The organism is Streptomyces sp. NPDC005483, from assembly GCF_040606035.1.
Lineage (GTDB): Bacteria > Actinomycetota > Actinomycetes > Streptomycetales > Streptomycetaceae > Streptomyces.
Genome location: NZ_JBEXEA010000014.1, coordinates 139143 through 155229 on the forward strand (window position 1 = coordinate 139143; position 16087 = coordinate 155229).

A 16087-nucleotide genomic window follows, 5' to 3' on the forward strand; every position below is an offset into this window, starting at 1 on the left:
CTCACAGAGGCGGATCGGTACACGCCTTATGTCCTGTCCTGTTCGAGCTCCCCGGTGTGCGCCCCTTCCAGGCGCTGTACGGGAACCCGGGCGCCCGGGTGGGGCAGGGTCCGGTGGGTGGCGGGGTTTTCGTCCTCGTCGTGGCCCTTGTCCTCGGTGTGGTCCTTGTCCTCGGTGTGGTCCTTGACGAGGGCCCGTAACTCCCGCACCTCGTGTTCGAGGGCGAGGTGGCGGTGATGGGCGTCGAAGAGGTAGCGGACCTTGGTGCGCAGGGCCCAGGGGTCGATGGGCTTCATCAAGAGGTCGGCGACGCCGAGGCCGAAGGCGGCGGAGGTCAGCTCGTGGTCGGGGCCGAAGCCGGTGAGCAGGATGACGGGGATGTGCTGGGTCTGCTCAAGGCGCCGCATGTAGCGGACCACGTCGAGGCCGCTGACGCCGGGCATCCGTACGTCGAGGAGCAGGAGGCCGACCTGGCCCCTGAGCACCTGCTTGAGGGCCTCGTCACCGCTGGTGGCGCGGGCGAGCTGGTAACCCAGCGGGGCCAGCGCGCTCTCCAGGGCGTAGAGCGTGTCCTCGTGGTCGTCGACGATGAGGATCTTGGCATCCGAAGGCATGGCCCGACGTCCCTCCCTCGCGGACAGCCAGCCTACGCCCGTGCGCTGACACGGAGTGCTCGCGGGCTGACAAGGAGTGCACAGCGCAGCATGCCGGGTGCGGGCGGCCGTGTCACCTCCCTTGTGTGTCGGCCGAGGTCAATCGGCCAGGGGGTCGGATCCGTTGACGGCGTCCTCGGCGATGCGCTCGTGGTGTCTGATCACCTCGGCGATGATGAAATTCAGGAACTTCTCAGCGAAGGCCGGGTCGAGTTTGGCGTTCTCGGCGAGGGTGCGCAGCCGCTCGATCTGGCGGGCTTCGCGGGCCGGGTCGGCGGGCGGCAACTGGTGGCGGGCCTTGAGGTGGCCGACCTGCTGGGTGGCCTTGAACCGTTCGGCGAGCATGTGGACGACGGCCGCGTCGATGTTGTCGATGCTGTCGCGCAGCCGGGCGAGCTCTTCGCGGACGGCGGGGTCGACGTCACCGGGTCCGATGTTGCTGGTGGTCATGAGCGACAACCCTACGGGGGCGGGTCGACGGGTTCCTCGTCGGATCGGCCGGATCGGGGACCGCGGGTTCGACCCTGGGCAGCGTCTTTCCGATCATCTGCTCTTCGGGGCGATCGTGAGGGACGGGGTGCTAGACGATCACGGCCGCGCTCGGCCCCTCGCGGCCCGGCGCGGGCCCCGGCGGGGAGCGACCGGCACGGCCGCACAGGCTGGTATTGGCCTCATGCGGCTGTGCCTGGGGGGACGGCCGGGGGGCCGGGGACATTCCACCGTTCATGTGACGTGCGCCTGTTGGGCCGCCGTCGTCCCGTCGTGCTCTGCCTTCGTTCCGACCAGAGGCCCAGGAGCCGATGTCGGCCAGACGTACCACTTCCCGCGGGGTCATAGCCGCACTGGCGGTCCTCACCGCGATCGGTGGAGGAATCACCGGCACGGCCACCGCCTCTGCCGGCACCGCCCTCGCGGCGGAGAAGGTCTTCCAGTCCAACCGTTATGCCGCGCGCGCGGACCGGATCCGCAGCGCGGGGCCCAGTGGCTATCTGCATGCCCAGGAGGGCCGTTCCGCGACGGGCGGCCCGACCTCATCGCCCGCAACAGCTCCACCGGCACCGTGTACCTGTACAAGGGGACGAGCGCGGGGAAGCTGTCGGCGCGGGTGAAGCTCTACGACAACTGGAAGACGTACAAGAAGATCGTGGGCGTCGGCGACTTCAACGGCGACGGCCGCGGGGACCTGTTGGCCCAGGACAAGTCGAACACCCTGTGGCGTTACGACGGGAACGGCTCCGGCGGCTTCGAGGCGCGGGGGAAGCTCGCCGCGAACTGGGGCTCGTCGTACGACGTCGTCGTCGGCGTCGGCGACATCACCGGTGACGGGAAGGCGGACATCGTCTCCCGGGACACCTCGGGCGCGATGTGGCGCAACACCGCAACACCGGTAACGGCAAGGGGCCCTTCGGGACCCGTACGAAGATCGCGACCGGGTGGCAGGGGTACAAGGGCGTGTTCTGACCGGACTTCAGCCCAGGTCCGTCGACTCGCGGGCGACCACCGTGCGGAAGTCGTGCGGTGGTCGCCCGGTGAGGCGCCGGACCACGTCGGTCGTACGGTCCTCGGCGCCCTCGGCGATGGCGCGGTCCAGGCCGGCCAGCAGCTCGGCGAACTCCCGTCCCACCAGCGGCGCGAGGCGGTCGCACTGCTGCTCGTGGGTCAGGTGGCGGTGGACGACCGGGCGGCCGGTGACCTCGGTGACGACCGTGGCGATGTCGTCGTGGCTGAGTGCCTGCGGGCCGGTGAGGACCAGGTCGGAGTCGGGGGAGCGTACGTCGGTCAGGGCGCGCACGGCGACGGCGGCGATGTCCTCGGCGTCGACGAAGCCGACCCGGCCCTTCCCGGCCGCCGTATGGATGGTGCCGGTGTCGCGGATGCCGAGCGCGTGCATGTGGGTGCCCGTGAAGTTCTGCATGAACCAGGACGGCCGTAGGACCGCCCATGCGTCGAAGAGGTCCGGCAGCGCCTGGTGGACCACCCCCACGGCCGGGCCGCCCTCGGGAACGGCCGACGAACTGAGCAGCACCGCGCGGCCGACGCCGGCCGCGCGGGCCCGCCGGAGGAAGGGGAGCATGACCGCCGCCGGGTGCGGGTCGCCCACGGGCGGTACGAGGTAGACGCGGTCGACTCCGGAGAGGGCGTCTGCGTGGGTGGCGGGGTCGTACCAGTCGAAGGGGACCGGCTCCGCCTGCGGGACGGGGGTGCCGCGGCGGCTCGCGGCTCTGACGCGGTGACCGGCGGTGGTGAGCTGTGCAGTGACGCGGCTGCCGGTGGTGCCGGTGGCGCCTGTGACCAGGGTGAGGCCGGTCATCGGTCGGTCTCCCCGAGGCCGGTGCCGTCGAGGGCGAGGGCGGCCAGCGGGTCCCAGTAGTCCCGGTAGGAGACGATGAGCCCGTCCCGTACGGTCACCACGGCGATGTAGGTCATCTCAAAGGGGCCGTCCGTCGCGACCACGCGGCCCACTCCGCGCATCTCCACCACGATCGTCTCGGGGTCGGTGGTCTCGTGGATCCGCACCTCGGGAAAGTCGTGCAGGTCGATGTGGTCGGGGTAGGGGCGCATGTACGCGGCGACGGCCTGCTTGCCGTCCAGTCGCCGGGGTCGGCCCGGCGGCGCGAAGGGGAACTCCATGGTGCCGTCCTCGGCCCACAGGTCGACCCAGGCGGCGATGTCCTTGTCCAGCAGCAGACGCAGACTGTGTCGGTACAGGTCCGCCGGTGAGGTGGTGATCGCGGGCATGGGGGATCTCCGTCCCGTCGTACGATACGGACCCGAGGTCCGCTTCAACCGACAGGAACGATACGGACCCGGGGTCCGCTTTACAAGCGGATACGGACCCGGAGTCCGCTTCGCAGCCGGAGGGAACCACATCGCATGGCCGAGCGCACACCACGCAAGGACGCCGTCCGGAACCGGGCGGCCCTCCTCGCGGCCGCCGACGCGCTCTTCGCCGACGGCGGGAGCGCGGAAGCCGTCACGATGGCCGACGTCGCGACCGCGGCCGGAGTCGGCAAGGCGTCGCTCTTCCGGGCCTTCGGCGACCGCACCGGGCTGATCCGCGCGCTGTACGAGGCGCGGCTCGAACCGGTGCGCCAGGCCGTGGAATCGGGCCCGCCTCCGCTCGGGCCCGAAACCCCCGCGCCGGAGCGCGTGTTCGCCCTGCTCGACACCCTCCTGCGCTTCAAGCTCGACAACCGTCACCTCGTCCTGGCCCTCGAGGGCACCGGGGACGACAGCCCGTACCGGGCGGAGCATTACGGGCACTGGCACGCCCTGCTGGAATCCACCCTGCGCCGGATCCCCGGCCTCCCGGATCCCGCCTTCACCGCCCACGCCCTCCTCGCCGTCACCCGTGCAGACCTCGTCGAACACCTCGCCGGACACGAGGGCGCACCCCGGGAAACGCTCCGCGCCCACCTGGCCACCTTCACCGCGAGAGTCCTGAACGGTCCTGTTGTGTAGAGATGCCTTCTGGTCGTCACCGGGCGCCGTCAGGTTGCAGTGATGTGCGTCACGCCGGAATTGTCGGCGATGGCGCCGATTGGCCCGTTGCCGATAAGTGGCAAGCGTGCCCCTCCGGGCCGAATCGGGATGCTGTCACCTGGACCGGGAAATTCGGCCGATCGCCCGGCGTCGTGATCGCGGTTGCGAAAAGCCGCGCTCCGCCTGGTCACACGTGTGTGCGGCTGCGCAAGGAGATGTGAAGGGATCCGGATTCGCGGATCGGGGCGTCACGGAGCGTGAGCCCCGCCGCCGCAGGGGCGTTCGTTGCCCGGTGTGCCCAGCGGTCCACATAATGACCGGGCTCGTCGACGGGCCGCAGGAGGAGAACCCCTTTGCACTGACGTTTGCCATCGAACACCGGACTATCTGAATGAGGTCACCATGGCCCGACATCGCCAGAAGCCGAAGCGCCGTAGGACAGCCGGTGTCATAGCCGCCGTGGTGTCGGTGGGCGCCGTGGCGGTCCCTGTGGCAGCCCAGGCGAGCGGCAATGGGCTGGGCGGCTGGGACATCCTCTCGTTCAGCTGGTGGGGCTGGGGCGAGAAGCCGGATCCGGTGGCCACTCCGAAGCCGTCGTCGTCGGCTTTCGCATCCGCGACCGCACTGGCGTCGCCGACCTCCGCCAAGGCCACCCCGACCGACACCCCGAGCGCCTCCGCCAGCCCCTCCCCGAGCTCGTCCCCCAAGGCGTCCCGCACCCCGACCGCCACGCCGGTCGCCGGCTCGCCCGCGACGCCGTCGAGCTTCCCCAAGTCCACGGCCTTCAGCAGCACACCTCAGGCCGCCGCCGACGTGGACCCGGGGCCCAAGGACCAGGTGCTCACTCTCGTCAACGCCGAGCGCGCGAAGGCCGGTTGCTCGCCGGTGGCCGAGAACGCCAAGCTCACCAAGGCCGCCCAGGACCACAGCCAGGACATGGCCGACCACCAGAACATGTCCCACACCGGTTCCGACGGCTCGTCCATGGGCGACCGGCTCGCCCGCGTGGGCTACGCGTTCAGGACGGCGGGCGAGAACGTCGCCTACGGCTACAGCTCCCCCGAGAGCGTCATGGACGGCTGGATGAACAGCCCCGGCCACAAGGCGAACATCCTCAACTGCGCCTTCAAGGAGATCGGCATCGGCCTGGCCCAGCCGGGCTCCTACTGGACCCAGGACTTCGGCGCGACCTCGTAGCCGCGAGAGCCTGTCCGGCGGATCAGGCCGCATCGGCCCGGAACGGAACCCGCTCCCCCGCACCCGCGTCCCCCACCCCGGCGTCAGATCCGCGGCGGATCATCCGGATCCGGCACCTGGTTGCTCCAGCCGCCGGGGACGGTCCGGCTTTCCTGGGCGCGGAAGCGGATCGGGGCCATGCCGACGCGGCGGGTGAAGAGGCGGGAGAAGTAGGCGGGGTCGTCGTAGCCGACGCGGCGGGCGATCGAGGCGACGGGGAGTTCGGTGGCGGCGAGGAGTTCCTTGGCGCGGCCGAGGCGGATGCCGAGGAGGTAGTCCTTGGGGCTGCAGCCGGCGCCGCGGCGGACGGCGGTGCGCAGTTCGGCGAGGGTCATGCCGTGCCGGGTGGCGTGGTCGGCGACGGACATGGGTTTGAAGGCGTCGCGGGCGAGGGCCTTGAGGACGGGGTCGCCATCGGGGGCGAGGTCGGCGCGGGCGCGGCGCAGGGCGACCAGGAGCTCGTGGACGGCGGCGCCGGTCTCCACCTCCAGGAGGGGGTTGTCGCGGCGGGCGGCCCGGGCGATGCGGGCGATCACCGCGCGCGGGCTGGTGGCGTCGGACAGGGGCACGACGGGGCGGTCGGGTGCGATGTAGCCGAGTTCGGTGTAGGTGGCGGTGGCGGGCCCGGTGAAGCCGACGAACCCCTCGTCCCAGCCGGTTTCCGGGTCCGGCGCGTAGTGGTGGGGGATGCCGGGCGTGAGCCACAGCAGTGCGGGCGCGGTGACCGTCGTACGCCGCCCGTCGGGAGTCTCGTACCACCCGGTGCCGGTGCTGATGACGACGGCGACGTGGCTGTCGAGGGTGCGGGGACCGACGGTGGGCAGCGCGCCGTACTGGAGGCCGACTCCCAGGCAGACCAGGCCCAGGCGGTGGTGGACGGGGCTGGGGGTCAGGAAACGCATCCAGGTGTGGTACATCGCGCTCCTTGCCTGCGCTTCGGTCCAAGCAGCGTTGATCTTTGTCCATGGACGTGGTCGTCGCCAGTGGTGAGGGTGGAGCCCATGAGCGAGTTCACGGTGGGTGAAACCGATTTCCTGCTGGACGGGCGGCCGGTGCGGCTGCTGTCCGGCGCGCTGCACTACTTCCGGGTACACGAGGCGCAGTGGGGGCACCGGCTGGCGATGCTGCGGGCGATGGGCCTCAACTGCGTGGAGACGTACGTGCCGTGGAACCTCCACGAGCCGCACCCGGGTGAGTTCCGGGACGTGGAGGCGCTGGGCCGGTTCCTGGACGCGGCCCGGGACGCCGGGCTGTGGGCGATCGTCCGCCCTGGCCCCTACATCTGCGCGGAGTGGGAGAACGGCGGCCTGCCGCACTGGCTCCAAGGGCATGCGCGCACGAACGACGAACGGTACCTGAGCCAGGTCGAGCGCTGGTTCGGGCGGCTGCTGCCGCAGGTCGTGGAGCGGCAGATCGACCGCGGTGGCCCGGTGCTCATGGTGCAGGTGGAGAACGAGTACGGCAGCTACGGCTCGGACGCCGAGTACCTGCGGTGGCTGGCCGCACTGCTGCGCACGGAGGGCGTGTCCGTACCCCTGTGCACCTCGGACGGCCCCGAGGACCACATGCTCACCGGCGGCTCGGTGCCCGGTGTCCTCGCCACGGTGAACTTCGGCTCCGACGCGCGCACGGCCTTCGAGACGCTGCGCCGGTACCGGCCGGACGGCCCGCTGATGTGCATGGAGTTCTGGTGCGGCTGGTTCGAGCACTGGGGCGGGGAGCAGGTCGTACGGGACGCCGCGGACGCGGCCGCGGCGCTGCGGGAGATTCTGGAGTGCGGGGCCTCGGTGAACCTCTACATGGCGCACGGGGGCACGAACTTCGCGGGCTGGGCGGGCGCCAACCGGGGCGGGGGCGCGCTGCACGACGGTCCGCTGGAGCCGGACGTGACGTCGTACGACTACGACGCGCCGATCGACGAGTACGGCAGGCCGACGGAGAAGTTCTGGCGTTTCAGGGAGGTGCTGGCCGCGTACGGGCCGGTGGCCGACCTGCCGCCCGCGCCCGGGGTGCTCGCGGAGGGCGGTGACGTGAATCTGCCCGAGTGGGCTTCCCTGCCCGCCGTTCTGGAGGAGTGCGGCGGACCGCTCTTCGAGGGGCCCGTCCCGCCGACCTTCGAGGAGCTGGACGTGGACCGGGGGCTGGTGCGGTACGAGGTGACCGTGCCGGGGCCGCGGCAGCCGTACCCGCTGATCGCGCGGGGGCTCAGGGATCTCGCGGTGGTGTACGTCGACGGGGAGCGGGCCGGGGTGCTCACCGAGGACGACGTGCAGCTCAAGGAGCCGGTCGCGGGGCACGCGCGCGTGGAACTGTGGGTGGAGTCGCTGGGGCGGGTCAACTACGGGCCCCGCAGCGGGGAGGCCAAGGGGATCACCGGGGGGCTGCTGCACGAGCGGCAGTTCCTGCACGGGGTGCGGGCGCGGGGGCTGCGGCTGGACTCGCTGGACTCGCTGGACCAGGTGGCGGGGATCGGCTTCGGGGAAGTCCCCTGGGACGGCTCGGCGGGCCTGTACCGGGGTGAGGTGAGCGTGCGGGGCGCCGGGGACGCGGTGCTCGAGCTGCCGGGCTGGACCCGGGGGTTCGTGTGGGTCAACGGCTTCAACCTCGGCCGGTACTGGTCCGCGGGCCCGCAGCGGACGCTGTACGTTCCCGGTCCGGTGCTGCGGGAGGACGGCAACGACGTGTGGGTGCTGGAGCTGGAGGAGGCACCGGCCCACACACCCGGGCTTCGGCTGCGCGCCCCGGATCCGACCCACGAGAATCCGCTCACAACCTCGTAGAGTGGAATCGGGTTCTGGGCGTCTTGGGGGTACGGGCGTGACGAACGACGGACCGGTCCAGCACGGCTACCCGCACCTGGAGACGGTGCGGGCCTCGATCAACGCGCTCTACAAGCGGCTCTCCTACGACACCGTCCAGACGTTCGCGACGAGCGTGGCCCCGGTGGACGTGGCGTTCTGCGACACGGACGATCTCTATCTCGGCGCGCAGCGGGTGGCCCGGGAGCTGGTGCGGCACTACCGGCTGCCGGACGCCCGGTTCGTGGTCAGCTTCCGGGAGATGACCCACGCGGCGAACGTCGAACTCACCGCGGGCCCCGAGTACTTCGTCGAGCTGAACGACCGTTTCCGCACGCATCGGCGGGACATCGGTGCGGCGCTGGCCCACGAGGTCATGCACGTGTACCTGCACCGGCTGGACCTCTCCTTCCCGGGGGTGCGCGAGAACGAGATCCTCACGGACACCGCGACGACGTATCTGGGGGCGGGGTGGCTGCTGCTGGACGCGTACCGGGAGGACGCGGCGTCCTCGCAGAAGCTGGGGTATCTGACGCCGGAGGAGTTCGGGTACGTGCTGGCCAAGCGGTCGCTGGTGTTCGGGGAGGATCCCTCGGTGTGGTTCACCAGCGCTCAGGCGTATACGGCGTATGTGAGGGGGATGGCGCGGGCTCGGGAGGACGAGCAGCAGCCGCCGCTCACGGCCGCGGGGTGGGCGGGGCGGCGGCGGTACGCACGGGATCGGCGGCACGCGGGTCCGGGGCCGCAGCCCGGGGTGCCCTACACGTTCACCCCCGACGGGGGCGGGCGGTTGCGGGTGTCCTTCCCCTGCCCCACGTGCCATCAGCGGATCCGGGTGCCTGTGCGGGGGCGGGTGCGGGCGCGGTGTGCTGTGTGCCGGACGGTGCTGGAGTGTGACACCTAGGGTTGTGTGCCGTCTGCCGCGTCGTCGTGGCGGAGCGGATCCGGTGACGCCCCGTAGACCGGCTGGGGTGTCTCGGCCTCCCCCAACAGCTTCAGTGCTGTCTCTCCCGCCTCCGTCGGGGTCCATCTCGCACCTCTGTCGGCCGTCGGGCCCGGCCGCCAGCCCTCCATCACCGTGATGCGGCCGCCCTCCGCCTCGAAGACCCGGCCGCTCACCCCCGCGCTCGCCGCCGAGCCCAGCCAGACCACCAGCGGGGACACGTTCTCCGGGGCCATCGCGTCGAAGCCGTCGGAGGGGGCGGTCATGGTGTCGGCGAAGGTCCGCTCCGTCATCCGCGTCCGGGCCGCGGGGGCGATCGCGTTGACCTGGACGCCGTAGCGGGCGAGTTCTGCCGCCGCGACCAGGGTCAGGCCTACGATTCCGGCCTTCGCGGCGCTGTAGTTCCCCTGTCCGACCGAGCCCGACAGACCCGCCCCGCTGGACGTGTTCACGATCCTGGCCACCGGCGTACGTCCCGCCTTGGTCTGCGCCCGCCAATACGCCGCCGCATGCTTCAGCGGCAGGAAGTGGCCCTTCAGATGGACCCGCAGCACCGCGTCCCAGTCGTCCTCGTCGAGATTCACCAGCATCCGGTCGCGCAGGAACCCGGCGTTGTTGACGAGGGTGTCGAGGCGGCCGTACGCCTCCAGGGCGGCCTGGACGAGGGACGCGGCGCCGTCGGGTGTCGCGATGTCGCCGCCGTGGGCGATCGCCTCCCCGCCCGCCGCGCGGATCTCCGCGGCGACGAGGGAGGCGGGGCTGCCGGGGCCCGGTGTGCCGTCGAGGCCGACGCCGAGGTCGTTGACGACGACCCGGGCGCCCTCGGCTGCGAAGGCGAGCGCGTGGGCGCGGCCGAGACCGCGGCCCGCGCCGGTGACGACGACGACCCGGCCGTCGCAGATTCCGGTCATCTCACGTCTCCCTGTTGATGGTTCACGTCTCCTTGTTGACCGTGGCGGCGTCCCGGAACGCCGGCCGCTCCCCGCCGCCGTGCACCAGAAGCGAGGCCCCGCTGATGTACGCGGCGGCGTCCGAGGCGAGGAACACGGCGGCCGCGCCCACGTCCGAGGGCTCGGCCAGGCGGCCGAGCGGGACCGTGCGGGAGACGGCGGCGATGCCCTCCTCGTCGCCGTAGTGCAGATGCGACTGCTCGGTGCGGACCATGCCGACGACCAGGGTGTTCACGCGCACGTCCGGTGCCCACTCCACGGCCATCGAGCGGGCGAGGTTCTCCAGGCCCGCCTTGGCCGCCCCGTACGCGGCCGTCCCGGGCGAGGGCCGGCCGCCGCTGACGCTCCCGATCATGACGATGGAGCCCCGGGTCCGTTTGAGGTGCTCGAACGCGGCCAGGGACACCGCCAAGGGGGCGAGGAGGTTCAACTCCAGCACGCGGACATGCCGTTCGGCGGGAGCGTCGGCGAGCAGCCGATGGGGCGCCCCGCCCGCGTTGTTGACCAGGACGTCCAGGCGCGGCAGTTCGGCGAAGAAGTGCCGTACGGCGTCCGCGTCGCGGACGTCCAGTTCCACGAACCGCGCCTTCGGCAACGGGACTTCGGGCGGCCTGCGCGCGCAGACGACGACGTCCGCCCCCGCCTCGGCGAAGCAGCGGGCGATCCCGGCGCCGACTCCCCGCGTGCCGCCGGTGACGACCACGACCCTCCCGTTCAGCTCCATTCACCGCTACCCTTCACCTAACAAACGTTTGGTGGAAAGGTAGCTGATGCGGCCATGGGTGTCTCCACCTCGTCCCCGGAAAAGGGGATCGTCCTGGTCGGGGTCGACTTCCCGCCGGTGAACGCCCTTCCGGTGGACGGCTGGTTCGCCCTGGCCGACGCCGTGCGCGCGGCGGGCCGCGATCCGGAGGTCAGGTGTGTGGTCCTGGCGGCCGAGGGGCGTGGCTTCAACGCGGGCGTGGACATCAAGGAGATCCAGACGCGCGGCGCGGCCGCCCTCGTCGGCGCCAACCGCGGTTGCTTCGAGGCATTTTCGGCGGTGTACGACTGCGAGGTGCCCGTGGTGGCGGCCGTGCAGGGATTCTGCCTGGGCGGAGGCGTCGGCCTGGTGGGCAACGCGGATGTGATCGTGGCGAGCGAGGACGCCACCTTCGGCCTGCCCGAGCTGGACCGCGGGGCCCTCGGCGCGGCCACGCATCTGGCCCGCCTGGTGCCCCAGCACCTCATGCGCGCCCTGTACTTCACCTCCCGCACGGTCACCGCCGCCGAACTGCACCGGCACGGTTCGGTGTGGAAGGTCGTACCGAGGGACGAACTCGCCGTCGCAGCACGGGAGTTGGCCCGTGAGATAGCCGCGAAGGACGGTGAGCTGCTGCGTCTCGCCAAGGCCGCCATCAACGGCATCGACCCGGTCGACGTCCGCCGCGGCTACCGCTACGAGCAGGGCTTCACCTACGAGGCGAGCGTCAGCGGGATCGCCGACCGGGTCCGTGACAGGTTCGGCAGGGAGGCCGAGTGAGCGACAAGACCATGACGGCCGACGAGGTCGTCTCCCGGCTGCGCAGCGGCATGACGCTCGGCATCGGCGGCTGGGGTTCGCGCCGCAAGCCGATGGCGCTGGTCCGCGCGCTGCTGCGCTCGGACGTCACCGACCTGACGATCGTCTCGTACGGCGGCCCGGACGTCGGCATGCTCGCCGCCGCGGGGCGTATCCGCAAGCTGGTCGCCGCCTTCGTCACCCTCGACTCGATCCCGCTCGAACCGCACTACCGGGCGGCCCGCGAGGCCGGTGCCTTCGAGCTCGTGGAGGTCGACGAGGCGATGTTCATGTGGGGCCTGCGGGCAGCGGCGCACCGGCTGCCGTTCCTGCCGGTGCGGGCGGGTATCGGTTCGGACGTCATGCGGGTCAACCCCGGCCTGCGGACGGTGACCTCGCCGTACGACGACCAGGAGACGTTCGTGGCCATGCCCGCGCTCGCCCTGGATGCCGCCCTGGTGCACCTGAACCGCGCCGACCGGCTGGGCAACGGCCAGTGTCTGGGCCCCGACCCGTACTTCGACGACCTGTTCTGCGAGGCGGCCGACGCCGCGTACGTCTCCTGCGAACGGATCGTGGACACCGCGGAGTTGACCAAGGAGGCGCCGCCGCAGTCGCTGCTGGTCAAGCGGCACACGGTCACCGGCGTGGTCGAGGCTCCGGGCGGCGCGCACTTCACCTCCTGCGCCCCCGACTACGGCCGGGACGAGGCCGTGCAGCGGGAGTACGCGACCACGCCCTGGCCGGAGTTCGCCGCACGCTATCCCGGGGGAGGACTTCATGACCGTGACCCGGAGTGAGTACTGCGTGATCGCCTGCGCCGAGGCATGGCGGGACGCGGGCGAGATCCTCGCGAGCCCGATGGGCCTGATCCCCTCGATCGGAGCCCGGCTCGCCCGCCTCACCTTCTCCCCCGACCTGCTGCTGACCGACGGCGAGGCCCTGCTGGTCCGCCCGGACGGCACGCCCGAGGGCTGGCTGCCCTACCGCCAGCACCTCGCCCTGGTCACCGGCGGCCGGCGGCACGTGATGATGGGCGCGAGCCAGATCGACCGCCACGGCAACCAGAACATCTCCTGCATCGGCGACTGGGCGAGGCCGAAGCGGCAGCTGCTGGGCGTGCGGGGCGCCCCGGTCAACACCCTGAACAACCCGACCAGTTACTGGATCCCCAAACACTCCCGCCGGGTCTTCGTCGAGAAGGTCGACATGGTGTGCGGGGTCGGGTACGACCACGCCGCCGGGGCACGTTTCCACCGCATCCCGCGAGTCGTCTCCGACCTCGGCGTCTTCGACTTCGACACCCCGGACCGCTCGATGCGGCTGGCCTCGCTGCATCCGGGGGTCACCGTGGAACAGGTCCGGGAGGCCACCGGCTTCGATCCGGTGATCCCGCACGAGGTGCCGTACACCCGCGAACCGACCGCCCATGAACTGGAGTTGATCCGCGAGGTGCTCGACCCGGCCTGCACGCGCGCACGGGAGGTCGGCGGCTGATGGAGACCGCGCTCACCCGGCTGGCCGGGGTCAGGTATCCGATCGTGCAGACCGGGATGGGATGGGTGGCGGGACCCCGCCTGGTCTCGGCCACGGCGAACGCGGGGGCGCTCGGCATCCTGGCCTCGGCGACCATGACCATCGACCAGCTCCGGGAGGCCGTACGGGAGGTCAGGTCCCGCACGGACGCGCCCTTCGGGGTCAATCTGCGGGCCGACGCGGCGGACGCCGGCGACCGGGTGCACGTGATCATCGACGAGGGCGTGCGGGTGGCGTCCTTCGCACTCGCGCCCTCCGCCGAGCTGATCGGCGTGCTCAAGGAGGCGGGGGTCGTCGTCGTCCCGTCCGTCGGCGCCCGGCGCCATGCCGAGAAGGTCGCGGCCTGGGGCGCGGACGCGGTGATCGTGCAGGGCGGGGAGGGTGGCGGGCACACCGGGGAGGTGGCGACGACGGTCCTGCTGCCGCAGGTGGTGGACGCGGTGGACATCCCGGTCGTGGCGGCGGGTGGCTTCTTCGACGGGCGGGGTCTGGTCGCGGCGCTGGCGTACGGGGGGGCGGGCGTCGCCATGGGCACCCGCTTCCTGCTCACCTCGGACTCGACGGTGCCGGACGCGGTGAAGGCGCGCTACCTGGCGGCGACGGTGAAGGACGTGACGGTGACCCGGGCGGTGGACGGCCTACCGCACCGCATGCTCCGCACGGACCTGGTGGACTCCCTGGAGCGCGCGGGGCGTACGCGCGCCCTGCTGCGGGCCGGCCGGCACGCGGCCCGCTTCCGCGGGCTCTCCGGTCTGACCTGGCGGCAGCTCCTCCACGACGGCCTCGCGATGCGCCACGGCAAGGACCTCACCTGGAGCCAGGTCCTCCTCGCCGCCAACACCCCGATGCTCCTCAAGTCGGCGATGGTGGACGGCCGTACGGATCTCGGGGTCATGGCCTCCGGGCAGGTCGCCGGGGTGGTCGACGACCTGCCGTCGTGCGCGGAGCTGGTGGAGCGGATCATGAAGGAGGCGGAGGAAGTCCTGGAGGGCCTCAAAGCCGCTCGATGACCGTCACGTTCGCCTGCCCCCGCCCTCGCACATGGGCACCATCCCCGACGGCCCCTTCGCACCGCTCGGCCCCAGGGGGCCTCACGGGCTTCGGGAGCCTGCGCCGGACTCCGTCCGCCGAAGCGGGCGTCCCACCGCCTCACAGCCGCTCGATGACCGTCACGTTCGCCTGTCCCCCGCCCTCGCACATGGTCTGGAGCCCGAACCGGCCGCCGGTGCGCTCCAGTTCGTGCAGCAGGGTCGTCATCAGCTTCACTCCGGTCGCGCCCAGCGGATGCCCGAGGGCGATCGCGCCGCCGTTGACGTTGACCTTCCGCGGATCGGCTCCCGTCTCCTTCAGCCAGGCCAGCACCACCGGCGCGAAAGCCTCGTTGATCTCGACGAGGTCGATGTCGTCGATGGTGAGGCCGGTCTTCTTCAGGGCGTGCGCGGTGGCCGGGATGGGGGCGGTGAGCATGCGGATGGGGTCCTCGCCGCGTACGGAGAGGTGGTGCACGCGGGCGCGTGGGGTGAGGCCGTGTTCGCGCACCGCCCGCTCCGAGGCCAGCAGCATGGCCGCCGCCCCGTCGGAGACCTGGGAGGAGCAGGCGGCGGTGATGGTGCCGCCCTCGATCACCGGCTTCAGTCCGGCCATCTTCTCCAGGGACGTGTCCCGGCGCGGGCCCTCGTCGACCGCCACGGAGCCGTAGGCCACCGTCTCGCGCTCGAAGCGCCCCTCGTCGATGGCCCGCAGTGCCCGCCGGTGGGACCGCAGCGCGAACTCCTCCTGGTCCTCGCGGCTGATCCCCCATTTCCCGGCGATCATCTCGGCGCCGACGAACTGGTTCACCGCCCGGTCCCCGTACCGCGCCCGCCACCCCTCGCTGCCCGCGAAGGGCCCCTGGGTCAGCCCGAGCGGCTCGGCGGCCTGCCGGGTCGCGAAGGCGATCGGGATCATCGACATGTTCTGCACCCCGCCGGCGACCACGAGGTCCTGCGTCCCGGACAGCACGCCCTGCGCGGCGAAGTGCACGGCCTGCTGCGAGGACCCGCACTGCCGGTCCACGGTCACCCCGGGCACCTCCTCGGGCAGCCCGGCCGCGAGCCAGGAGGTCCGCGCGATGTCTCCGGCCTGCGGCCCGACCGCGTCCAGACACCCGAAGACGACGTCCTCGACGGCTGCGGGGTCGACCCCGGCCCGCTCGACCAGCGCGCGCAGCACATGCGCGCCCAGATCGGCCGGGTGGACCCCGCTCAGTCCTCCCCCGCGCCGCCCGACGGGCGTACGGACCGCTTCGACGATGTAGGCCTCGGCCATGGCAACTCCCCAGTGAGTCACGTACGTACGGCGATCCCGTCCAGCACCATCGACAGGTACTGCCGGGCGATCTCCTCCGGGCTGTGCTGTCCGCCGGGCCGGTACCAGGACGCGGCGACCCACACGGTGTCGCGCACGAACCGGTAGGTCAGCCGTACGTCGAGGTCGGCCCGGAACACCTCGGCCGCGACCCCGCGCTCCAGCGTGGACAGCCAGGCCTTCTCGAACCTGCGCTGCGACTCGGCGAGGAACGCGAACCGTTCCTGCGCCACCAGCTGCTTGCTCTCCTTCTGGTAGATCGCGACGGCGGCGCGGTGCCGGTCGATCTCCCGGAACGACTCGGTGACCAGGGCCTCCAGCGTCTCGCGCGGGCCGAGTTCGGCGCCCAGGACGGCGTCGTAGCCGTCCCAGAGCTCGTCGAGGAAGGTCCGCAGGATCTCCTCCAGCATCGATTCCTTGGAGTCGAAGTGGTAGTAGAGGCTGCCCGCGAGCATGCCCGCGTGGTCCGCGATCTTGCGTACGGTCGTGGCGTTGTAGCCCTGCTCGGCGAAGACCTCGGCGGCGGTCTCGAGGAGTTCACGGCGGCGCGCGGGCGCGGCGGCACTCACCTGGGGCTTCTTCTTGGTCGGCACGAAGTCATT

The 16087-nt window shown here is 71.7% G+C and carries 18 protein-coding genes and 1 pseudogene; 9 read left to right on the top strand and 10 right to left on the bottom strand.

The window, feature by feature from the left end:
* Nucleotides 1-26: 26 nt before the first annotated feature.
* The gene (locus tag ABZT06_RS26495) at nt 27-614 is read right to left on the bottom strand and encodes a response regulator (protein WP_355745696.1); all 588 of its coding nucleotides are present in this window, start codon (nt 612-614) and stop codon (nt 27-29) included.
* A 138-nt stretch (nt 615-752) separates the two neighbouring features.
* Entirely contained in the window at nt 753-1103 is a 351-nt protein-coding gene (locus ABZT06_RS26500; protein WP_355745698.1) for a chorismate mutase, read from the bottom strand.
* A gap of 223 nt (nt 1104-1326) precedes the next feature.
* Between ABZT06_RS26500 and ABZT06_RS26505 the strand changes: the two are divergent.
* A pseudogene (locus ABZT06_RS26505) lies at nt 1327-1935 on the top strand (VCBS repeat-containing protein); the annotation flags it as partial.
* On the opposite strand, the gene ABZT06_RS26510 reads toward ABZT06_RS26505, so the two are convergent.
* From ABZT06_RS26510 to ABZT06_RS26520, 3 genes are all read right to left on the bottom strand, one after another.
* Nucleotides 1872-2030, bottom strand: a complete 159-nt coding sequence (locus ABZT06_RS26510; protein ID WP_355745701.1) for a hypothetical protein — start codon at nt 2028-2030, stop codon at nt 1872-1874. The pseudogene ABZT06_RS26505 and the gene ABZT06_RS26510 sit on opposite strands and share 64 nt — an antisense overlap.
* A gap of 91 nt (nt 2031-2121) precedes the next feature.
* The gene (locus ABZT06_RS26515) at nt 2122-2964 is read right to left on the bottom strand and encodes an NAD(P)H-binding protein (protein WP_355745704.1); all 843 of its coding nucleotides are present in this window, start codon (nt 2962-2964) and stop codon (nt 2122-2124) included.
* Nucleotides 2961-3392 carry a nuclear transport factor 2 family protein gene (locus ABZT06_RS26520; protein ID WP_355745707.1) on the bottom strand — a complete coding sequence of 144 codons (432 nt, stop codon included), beginning with the start codon at nt 3390-3392 and terminating at the stop codon, nt 2961-2963. The genes ABZT06_RS26515 and ABZT06_RS26520 overlap by 4 nt, the downstream gene beginning before the upstream one ends.
* Before the next feature lie 135 nt (nt 3393-3527).
* Between ABZT06_RS26520 and ABZT06_RS26525 the strand changes: the two genes are divergently transcribed.
* A complete protein-coding gene (locus ABZT06_RS26525; protein WP_355745710.1) occupies nt 3528-4115 on the top strand; it encodes a TetR/AcrR family transcriptional regulator in 588 nt (195 codons plus the stop codon).
* Between the two features lie 423 nt (nt 4116-4538).
* The gene (locus ABZT06_RS26530; protein ID WP_355745713.1) at nt 4539-5333 is read left to right on the top strand and encodes a CAP domain-containing protein; all 795 of its coding nucleotides are present in this window, start codon (nt 4539-4541) and stop codon (nt 5331-5333) included.
* An 83-nt stretch (nt 5334-5416) separates the two neighbouring features.
* On the opposite strand, the gene ABZT06_RS26535 is transcribed toward ABZT06_RS26530, so the two are convergent.
* On the bottom strand, nt 5417-6289 hold the full coding sequence (locus ABZT06_RS26535; RefSeq protein WP_355745716.1) for an AraC family transcriptional regulator: 873 nt from the start codon (nt 6287-6289) through the stop codon (nt 5417-5419).
* An 84-nt stretch (nt 6290-6373) separates the two neighbouring features.
* On the opposite strand from ABZT06_RS26535, the gene ABZT06_RS26540 reads away from it, so the two are divergent.
* Both ABZT06_RS26540 and ABZT06_RS26545 read left to right on the top strand, forming a co-directional pair.
* Nucleotides 6374-8152: a beta-galactosidase family protein gene (locus ABZT06_RS26540; protein ID WP_355745719.1), complete on the top strand. Its 1779-nt coding sequence runs from the start codon at nt 6374-6376 to the stop codon at nt 8150-8152.
* A gap of 37 nt (nt 8153-8189) precedes the next feature.
* Nucleotides 8190-9074 carry a hypothetical protein gene (locus ABZT06_RS26545; protein ID WP_355745722.1) on the top strand — a complete coding sequence of 295 codons (885 nt, stop codon included), beginning with the start codon at nt 8190-8192 and terminating at the stop codon, nt 9072-9074.
* Here the strand turns inward: ABZT06_RS26545 and ABZT06_RS26550 are convergent.
* The gene (locus ABZT06_RS26550) at nt 9071-10024 is read right to left on the bottom strand and encodes an SDR family oxidoreductase (RefSeq protein ID WP_355745724.1); all 954 of its coding nucleotides are present in this window, start codon (nt 10022-10024) and stop codon (nt 9071-9073) included. The two genes, ABZT06_RS26545 and ABZT06_RS26550, sit on opposite strands and share 4 nt — an antisense overlap.
* 22 nt (nt 10025-10046) lie before the next feature.
* Nucleotides 10047-10787, bottom strand: a complete 741-nt coding sequence (locus ABZT06_RS26555) for an SDR family oxidoreductase (RefSeq protein WP_355745727.1) — start codon at nt 10785-10787, stop codon at nt 10047-10049.
* A gap of 54 nt (nt 10788-10841) precedes the next feature.
* Between ABZT06_RS26555 and ABZT06_RS26560 the strand changes: the two genes are divergently transcribed.
* Genes ABZT06_RS26560 through ABZT06_RS26575 form a run of 4 tightly spaced genes read left to right on the top strand, consistent with a single transcriptional unit; the run spans nt 10842 to nt 14149 of the window.
* A complete protein-coding gene (locus ABZT06_RS26560; protein WP_355745730.1) occupies nt 10842-11585 on the top strand; it encodes an enoyl-CoA hydratase family protein in 744 nt (247 codons plus the stop codon).
* A complete protein-coding gene (locus ABZT06_RS26565; RefSeq protein ID WP_355745733.1) occupies nt 11582-12403 on the top strand; it encodes a CoA-transferase in 822 nt (273 codons plus the stop codon). The genes ABZT06_RS26560 and ABZT06_RS26565 overlap by 4 nt, the downstream gene beginning before the upstream one ends.
* Nucleotides 12384-13100: a CoA-transferase gene (locus ABZT06_RS26570; protein ID WP_355745736.1), complete on the top strand. Its 717-nt coding sequence runs from the start codon at nt 12384-12386 to the stop codon at nt 13098-13100. Before ABZT06_RS26565 ends, ABZT06_RS26570 begins: the two co-directional genes overlap by 20 nt.
* Nucleotides 13100-14149, top strand: a complete 1050-nt coding sequence (locus ABZT06_RS26575) for a nitronate monooxygenase (RefSeq protein ID WP_355745739.1) — start codon at nt 13100-13102, stop codon at nt 14147-14149. Before ABZT06_RS26570 ends, ABZT06_RS26575 begins: the two co-directional genes overlap by 1 nt.
* Before the next feature lie 139 nt (nt 14150-14288).
* Here the strand turns inward: ABZT06_RS26575 and ABZT06_RS26580 are convergent, their stop codons facing one another.
* On the bottom strand, nt 14289-15446 hold the full coding sequence (locus tag ABZT06_RS26580; RefSeq protein ID WP_355745741.1) for an acetyl-CoA C-acetyltransferase: 1158 nt from the start codon (nt 15444-15446) through the stop codon (nt 14289-14291).
* A gap of 17 nt (nt 15447-15463) precedes the next feature.
* Complete coding sequence (locus ABZT06_RS26585) at nt 15464-16078, bottom strand: TetR/AcrR family transcriptional regulator (protein ID WP_355745744.1); 615 nt, start codon at nt 16076-16078, stop codon at nt 15464-15466.
* Between the last annotated feature and the right edge of the window lie 9 nt (nt 16079-16087).

What these genes read in the sequence shown, in the direction of transcription:
- ABZT06_RS26525 (WP_355745710.1), top strand. Translation starts at nt 3,528, where the DNA reads ATGGCCGAGCGCACACCACGCAAGGACGCCGTCCGGAACCGGGCGGCC.
- ABZT06_RS26530 (WP_355745713.1), top strand. Translation starts at nt 4,539, where the DNA reads ATGGCCCGACATCGCCAGAAGCCGAAGCGCCGTAGGACAGCCGGTGTC.
- ABZT06_RS26515 (WP_355745704.1), bottom strand. Translation starts at nt 2,964, where the DNA reads ATGACCGGCCTCACCCTGGTCACAGGCGCCACCGGCACCACCGGCAGC.
- ABZT06_RS26560 (WP_355745730.1), top strand. Translation starts at nt 10,842, where the DNA reads ATGGGTGTCTCCACCTCGTCCCCGGAAAAGGGGATCGTCCTGGTCGGG.
- ABZT06_RS26555 (WP_355745727.1), bottom strand. Translation starts at nt 10,787, where the DNA reads ATGGAGCTGAACGGGAGGGTCGTGGTCGTCACCGGCGGCACGCGGGGA.
- ABZT06_RS26500 (WP_355745698.1), bottom strand. Translation starts at nt 1,103, where the DNA reads ATGACCACCAGCAACATCGGACCCGGTGACGTCGACCCCGCCGTCCGC.
- ABZT06_RS26540 (WP_355745719.1), top strand. Translation starts at nt 6,374, where the DNA reads ATGAGCGAGTTCACGGTGGGTGAAACCGATTTCCTGCTGGACGGGCGG.
- ABZT06_RS26550 (WP_355745724.1), bottom strand. Translation starts at nt 10,024, where the DNA reads ATGACCGGAATCTGCGACGGCCGGGTCGTCGTCGTCACCGGCGCGGGC.
- ABZT06_RS26580 (WP_355745741.1), bottom strand. Translation starts at nt 15,446, where the DNA reads ATGGCCGAGGCCTACATCGTCGAAGCGGTCCGTACGCCCGTCGGGCGG.
- ABZT06_RS26575 (WP_355745739.1), top strand. Translation starts at nt 13,100, where the DNA reads ATGGAGACCGCGCTCACCCGGCTGGCCGGGGTCAGGTATCCGATCGTG.
- ABZT06_RS26570 (WP_355745736.1), top strand. Translation starts at nt 12,384, where the DNA reads ATGACCGTGACCCGGAGTGAGTACTGCGTGATCGCCTGCGCCGAGGCA.
- ABZT06_RS26520 (WP_355745707.1), bottom strand. Translation starts at nt 3,392, where the DNA reads ATGCCCGCGATCACCACCTCACCGGCGGACCTGTACCGACACAGTCTG.
- ABZT06_RS26535 (WP_355745716.1), bottom strand. Translation starts at nt 6,289, where the DNA reads ATGTACCACACCTGGATGCGTTTCCTGACCCCCAGCCCCGTCCACCAC.
- ABZT06_RS26495 (WP_355745696.1), bottom strand. Translation starts at nt 614, where the DNA reads ATGCCTTCGGATGCCAAGATCCTCATCGTCGACGACCACGAGGACACG.